The following is a 2679-nucleotide window of genomic DNA, read 5'->3' on the forward strand; positions in this document are numbered from 1 at the left end:
CGCTTAGGGATCATTTGGCAGATGCGGCCGCGGGCCGCGAAAGGAAGTCCTCATGACACGCGAGGAATTCGAGAACAACCGTCGCCGCTTCGGCGACGACGTCAATGCCTGGCCGGCGGCCTTGAGAGGGCCGGCCCTGGCGTTCCTGGCGCTTGACGGCGATGCCGGCGCCGACGCGGCGCTCGACAGCCTCGTGCGGCAGGCCGCGCTGGTCGAGGGCGATGACCGCGCCTTGGCGCGCAAGGTGCCGGCGCGCATCGATCGCGGCGCGGCACGTCCTTCGCTGCTGCCGCGCTTCCTCGTCGCGCCGGCCGGCATCGCCGCTTGCGCCGCGGCCTTGCTTGTCACCGCGACAATCGCCGGTTACCAGGTGGCGCGTCTTCAGGACCAGTCGCAGGATTCCGAGCTCTTGGCGCTCGCCGCGGGCGCAAGACTGCCCGACGACGGTGGACCGCCTATCGCCGGCGATGCGGGCGAGGGAGACGCGCTATGACCGGTCGTTCATGGATCTGGGCGGTGGTACTGGTTGTGCTTGCCCTTTCGCTCGCGCTCAACTTCTTCTTCATCGGCTATGCCGCGCATGGCCTGCGCCAGGCGGCCGTCGCGCGCGGGCTGCTGGCGGAGGTCGCGGGCGCCTACTCGCCGGAGGTGCGCAAGGAGTTCCGCGCGGTCATGCGCGACAACCGCGGCCGCACGTTCGAGGCGCTGCGGCAGCTGCGCGCTGCGCGGGCCGACCTTGCGGCGGCCGAGCAGGCCCGACCCTTCGACGAAGCGGCGGTCAGGCAGGCGATGGCGGCGGTGCGCGCCGCTACTACAAACCTTCAGGCAACGGTGCAGGACTACCTGCTCGCCGCCATGAAGAACGTCAACGCCAAGCCGGCCGGGTGAGCCATCGCCCCACTCGCGGCACAATTGCCGTGACCTATTTCCGTGTCGGAACCATGATGGCGAACCAATGCGGCACGACCGGCTTGTCCTGATATTGCTCTGGCGCGAGCTGGTCCTCGGCCTGCGGGCGATGCGGTGCCGCGATCTCGCCTGGATCGGGCTCGGCGGCGGCGCGCTGCTGGCCTATGCGATCGCCGATATCGTGCTTGCCCTGCATGCCGCGGCGCCGAAATTGCGGGACGACCAGCTCCTGTGGACTCTTAGCCTGCCGCTCACCCTGGCCGTGCTCGGGGCGCTCACAGGCAACGCGGTCGCCAGGCTCTGCCTTGAACGCGCTTTCGCGCCCTTCCTCAAGGCGCTGCCGCTTGGCTCCAGACAGCGCCGCCACATGGCCGGCAGGGCGACGCTGGCGATCTTCGCGCCGCTGGGCGTCCTGGTTGCCGTTTTGGTCGGCTTCGCCTGCGCCGTCATCGGAAAGCCGTTGCCGGCGGCCTGGGGCCTGGGCGCGGCGGTCCTGTTTGCGCTGGGCTTCGGCACGGCCGCCCTTTGGCGTCTGCGGCGGCCACGTCTTCTCCTCGATGAGGCGGCGAGCGAGACGGCGCCGGTTGGAAGGCAGTGGCTGCGCCGCCTCGACCGAGCGCGCCCGCGCTGGCTTTCCAGCTGGGCCTGGAAACTGCCGGGCGGCCATTTGCGGCCGTCATGGAAGCTGGCCGCGGCCGGTCTGCCGCTCGCGGCCGCGGCCATCCTTGGCGCATGGGCAAGCCTTGCCGGCCGCACGGCCGGGCCGGCGGCGGTTGCGGGCCTGGCGGGCGGCATTCTCGTCTTCATGCTCAGCCTGCGCTGCCAGCCGCTCGGCTCGCCGGTCCTGCGCACGGCGCCCATCGGCTTCACGCGCGTGTGGCTGCGGCTGGTGCAGCTGCCGCTGCAATTGTCGCTCGCCTTCTTCCTGCTGCCGGCCGGCGCGGCGCTCGCCGCCGAGCCGTCGGCATGGGCCGTGCCGGTAGCGGGCGGGCTCTGGCTGCTGGTGCTGAACGGCGCCTATGCGGTGTTCGGCGCCTATTTCCTCAACGCGCCATTCGTTGCCATGTTGAGCTTCGCCAGCGCGCTCGCCTATGCCAGCTATGAAACGCTCGAATACGGACGCACCGTGCTGATCGGCCTGGCGGCGCTGGTGGTTTTCCTGTGGCACCGAACCCGACAGAGGTATCGCAATGGATGAAGTCGTCGCCGTCAGCGGCCTCAGCGCCGGCTATCGCGGGCGCGCCGTGGTGCGTGGCATCGATCTTTCGCTCCGCCGGGGCGATATAGTCGGCCTGCTCGGCGCCAATGGTTCGGGCAAGTCGACGCTCATCAGGGCGATCACCGGCCAGATCCCGTTGCTCGGCGGCAGCGTGACGATCGACGGCATCGCGCTTGCCACCGCGCCGGAGCGCGCCAAGGCCGGCTTCGGCCTCGCCATCGAGCCGCATGAATTGCCGGCGCCGCTGTCGGGACGCCAATATATCGAGCTCGTCGCCTCGATCCGCGGCTCCGCGCCCGGCGATCTGCCGAGTGCCGATCTGCCGGGCGCCGACCTTCTGGAGCGGCTCGAACTCGGCCGCTGGATGGATCGCCCGATCGCCGAATATTCGCTTGGCACGCGAGCCAAGGTCGCGATCCTCGCAGCGCTTCTCGGCCGGCCGCCGCTGCTGATTTTCGACGAGACGCTGAACGGCCTCGATCCGGTCGCCGCTTGGGAGGTGAAACGCGTGATCACCGCGCTTTGCGCGAGCGGCCGCCACGCCGTGATCG

Annotated in this window: 4 protein-coding genes; all 4 read left to right on the forward strand. The window is 70.2% G+C overall.

All coding sequences use genetic code 11. The features are described from left to right. Positions 1-52 precede the first annotated feature (52 nt). Positions 53-493 (forward strand): hypothetical protein, encoded by a 441-nt coding sequence (locus EOA24_RS33570; protein WP_127410561.1) that lies wholly within the window; start codon positions 53-55, stop codon positions 491-493. After that, the gene (locus EOA24_RS33575) at positions 490-888 is read left to right on the forward strand and encodes a periplasmic heavy metal sensor (protein WP_126083322.1); all 399 of its coding nucleotides are present in this window, start codon (positions 490-492) and stop codon (positions 886-888) included. Before EOA24_RS33570 ends, EOA24_RS33575 begins: the two co-directional genes overlap by 4 nt. Before the next feature lie 67 nt (positions 889-955). Then, positions 956-2107, forward strand: a complete 1152-nt coding sequence (locus tag EOA24_RS33580) for a hypothetical protein (protein ID WP_126083321.1) — start codon at positions 956-958, stop codon at positions 2105-2107. Then, the coding region (locus tag EOA24_RS33585) for an ABC transporter ATP-binding protein (protein ID WP_133374747.1) at positions 2100-2679 on the forward strand (580 nt) is incomplete at its 3' end. The genes EOA24_RS33580 and EOA24_RS33585, both read left to right, overlap by 8 nt.

The sequence above is a fragment of the Mesorhizobium sp. M2A.F.Ca.ET.039.01.1.1 genome (assembly GCF_003998035.1).
Classification (GTDB): Bacteria; Pseudomonadota; Alphaproteobacteria; order Rhizobiales; family Rhizobiaceae; genus Mesorhizobium.

Coding starts and splice junctions, on each gene's coding strand:
- EOA24_RS33570 (WP_127410561.1), top strand. CDS start 53: ATGACACGCGAGGAATTCGAGAACAACCGTCGCCGCTTCGGCGACGAC.
- EOA24_RS33575 (WP_126083322.1), top strand. CDS start 490: ATGACCGGTCGTTCATGGATCTGGGCGGTGGTACTGGTTGTGCTTGCC.
- EOA24_RS33580 (WP_126083321.1), top strand. CDS start 956: ATGCGGCACGACCGGCTTGTCCTGATATTGCTCTGGCGCGAGCTGGTC.